This window comes from Promicromonospora kroppenstedtii DSM 19349 (assembly GCF_000515355.1).
Lineage (GTDB): Bacteria > Actinomycetota > Actinomycetes > Actinomycetales > Cellulomonadaceae > Promicromonospora > Promicromonospora kroppenstedtii.
Genome location: NZ_KI911769.1, coordinates 2,384 through 5,374, shown reverse-complemented (window position 1 = coordinate 5,374; position 2,991 = coordinate 2,384). Strand labels below are relative to the sequence as shown.

2 protein-coding genes are annotated in these 2,991 nt (G+C 71.9%); both read left to right on the top strand.

The window, feature by feature from the left end; all coding sequences use genetic code 11:
• The first annotated feature begins 90 nt into the window (after nucleotides 1-90).
• The gene (ilvD, locus tag PROKR_RS30285; RefSeq protein WP_036971750.1) at nucleotides 91-1,800 is read left to right on the top strand and encodes a dihydroxy-acid dehydratase; all 1,710 of its coding nucleotides are present in this window, start codon (nucleotides 91-93) and stop codon (nucleotides 1,798-1,800) included.
• A gap of 59 nt (nucleotides 1,801-1,859) precedes the next feature.
• Nucleotides 1,860-2,991: MFS transporter (locus PROKR_RS30280; protein ID WP_036971747.1), on the top strand; the 1,132-nt coding region annotated here is incomplete at its 3' end.

Sequence of the window (2,991 nt, the reverse complement as noted above, 5' to 3'; positions counted from 1 at the left end):
ACGGCCTGCCGCTCCAGCGCGGGGCCTGGTTCACGCGGCGGCTCTCGGACTGGCTCGCGCATGGCCGGCCCGCGCGAGGCACAATGCAGGATGACCACTGACGAGAACCCCCCGGTCGACGTCAAGCCCCGCTCCCGCCAGGTGACGGACGGCCTCGAGGCCACCGCGTCGCGCGGCATGCTCCGCGCCGTCGGGCTGGGCGACGACGACTTCGCCAAGCCCCAGATCGGCGTCGCGAGCTCCTGGAACGAGATCACGCCCTGCAACCTGTCGCTGGACCGTCTGGCCAAGGCCTCCAAGGAGGGGGTGCACGCCGCCGGCGGCTACCCGCTCGAGTTCGGCACCATCTCCGTGTCGGACGGCATCTCGATGGGCCACGAGGGCATGCATTTCTCGCTCGTGTCCCGCGAGGTCATCGCCGACTCCGTGGAGACCGTGATGCAGGCCGAGCGCCTCGACGGCTCGGTGCTGCTGGCCGGGTGCGACAAGTCGCTGCCCGGCATGCTGATGGCGGCAGCCCGCCTGGACCTGTCCAGCGTGTTCCTCTACGCCGGCTCGATCATGCCGGGCTGGGTGAAGCTGACCGACGGCACCGAGAAGCAGGTCACGATCATCGACGCCTTCGAGGCGGTCGGCGCGTGCTCGCGCGGGCTGATGAGCCAGGAGGACGTCGACCGCATCGAGCGCGCGATCTGCCCCGGCGAGGGCGCGTGCGGCGGCATGTACACCGCCAACACGATGGCGTCGGCGGCCGAGGCGCTGGGCATGTCGCTGCCCGGTTCGGCAGCCCCGCCCGCGGCCGACCGCCGTCGTGACACCTGGGCACACCGGTCCGGCGAGGCCGTGGTGAACCTGCTGCGCAAGGGCATCACGGCGCGCGACATCCTGACCAAGGAGGCGTTCGAGAACGCGATCGCCGTGGTCATGGCGTTCGGCGGGTCCACGAACGCGGTGCTGCACCTGCTCGCCATCGCGCACGAGGCCGAGGTGGAGCTCACCCTCGACGACTTCTCCCGCGTGGCCGACCGCGTGCCGCACCTGGGCGATCTCAAGCCGTTCGGGCAGTACGTGATGAACGACGTCGACCGCATCGGTGGCGTGCCCGTGGTGATGAAGGCCCTGCTCGACGCCGGTCTGCTGCACGGCGATGCCCTGACCGTCACGGGCCGCACCATGGCCGAGAACCTCGCCGACATCGCGCCGCCCGACCCGGACGGCAAGATCCTGCGGGCCATGGACAACCCGATCCACCGCACCGGCGGCATCACGATCCTGAGCGGCTCGCTGGCCCCGCAGGGCGCCGTCGTGAAGTCGGCGGGCTTCGACTCCGACGTGTTCGAGGGCACCGCGCGCGTGTTCGAGCGCGAGCGCGGCGCGCTCGACGCCCTGGAGGACGGCACCATCCAGGCCGGCGACGTCGTCGTCATCCGGTACGAGGGGCCGAAGGGCGGTCCTGGCATGCGCGAGATGCTCGCCATCACCGGCGCGATCAAGGGCGCGGGCCTCGGCAAGGACGTGCTGCTCATCACCGACGGCCGGTTTTCCGGCGGCACCACCGGCCTGTGCGTGGGGCACATCGCCCCCGAGGCCGTCGACGCCGGACCCATCGCCTTCGTGCGCGACGGCGACCGGATCCGGCTCGACGTGGCGAGCAAGACGCTCGACCTGCTGGTCGACCCGGCCGAGCTCGAGTCACGGACGGCGGGCTGGGCGCCGCTGCCGCACTCCTACCAGCGGGGCGTGCTCGCCAAGTACTCGAAGCTGGTGCAGTCGGCGTCGAAGGGGGCCGTGCTGGAGTAGACAAGCCCACACTGCGGACCAGGTCGTTGCCGAGGGTAACTATCTGGCACGATGGCGACGTGACGAGCGACGGCGGTTCAGACAGTCCCGGTCCGGACGGTTCCGAGGACGATCGGGACTTCCGTTTTCGCGACATCGCCGTCGTCGCCTACCTGCCCTCCGTCGTGAGCTCGATCGGCCACGGCGCCGTGATGCCGGTGCTGGCGATCCACGCCGGCAACCTGGGCGCGGCCACCGCCATGGCGGCGTTCGTCGTCGCGCTGCTGGGGATCGGCCAGCTCGTCAACTCGCTGCCCTCGGGCGCGCTCGTGGCGCGGCTGGGCGAGCGGCGCACCCTCGTGATCGCCGGCCTGGTCGACGCCGTGGCGATGATCGTCGCGTTCCTGGTGCCCTCGGTCTGGCTGCTGTGCGTCTGTGTGTTCGTGAGCGGCATGAGCTGGACGGCGTTCCTGCTGGCCCGGCAGGGCTTCCTGATCGACGCGGTACCGCTCAGCCACCGGGCGCGCGGTATGGCGCTCCTGGGCGGGTCGATGCGCCTGGGCATCCTGATCGGCCCGCTCCTGGGCGCGCTGCTGATCCACCTGTTCGGGGTGCGCTCGGTCTTCCTGCTCGCTGCGTGCGCGTCGGTCGCGTCGGCGCTGATCGTGACCCGCATGCCGGACTTCGGCCGGGTACGCCGGGGCACCGTGCCGCTGCCCGTGCGCTCGGTCCTGTGGGAGCACCGCCGCACCCTGCTCACCCTCGGCGTGGCAGTGATCATCATCGGCGCGTCGCGGTCCGTGCGCACCGGCCTGCTGCCCCTGTGGGCCGACCACGTGCACATCTCCGCCGCCGTCGTCTCGCTGTTGTTCGCGGTCGCGGCCACCATCGACATCCTGCTCACCCTGCCGGGCGGCTGGCTGCTCGACACCAAGGGCCGCCGGGTGGTGGCCGTCCCGGTGGTGGTGGCCGTCGGCGTCGGCTGCCTGCTGCTCCCCCTCGCAGACTCCGCACTCACCGTCGGCGCCGTGATGGCGCTCATCGCGCTGGGCAACGGGCTCGGGTCGGGCATCGTGATGACGCTCGGCGCCGACGTCGCGCCGCAGGAGGGCCGCTCCCAGTTCCTCGGCGGCTGGCGGCTGTGCGGCGACATCGGCAACACCGGCGGGCCGCTGCTCGTCTCGGCCGTCGCGGCGATCGCGCCGCTGGCCG

Bases quoted from the DNA above. Each gene is read 5' to 3' on its own strand.
- ilvD (WP_036971750.1), top strand. From the start codon at position 91: ATGACCACTGACGAGAACCCCCCGGTCGACGTCAAGCCCCGCTCCCGC.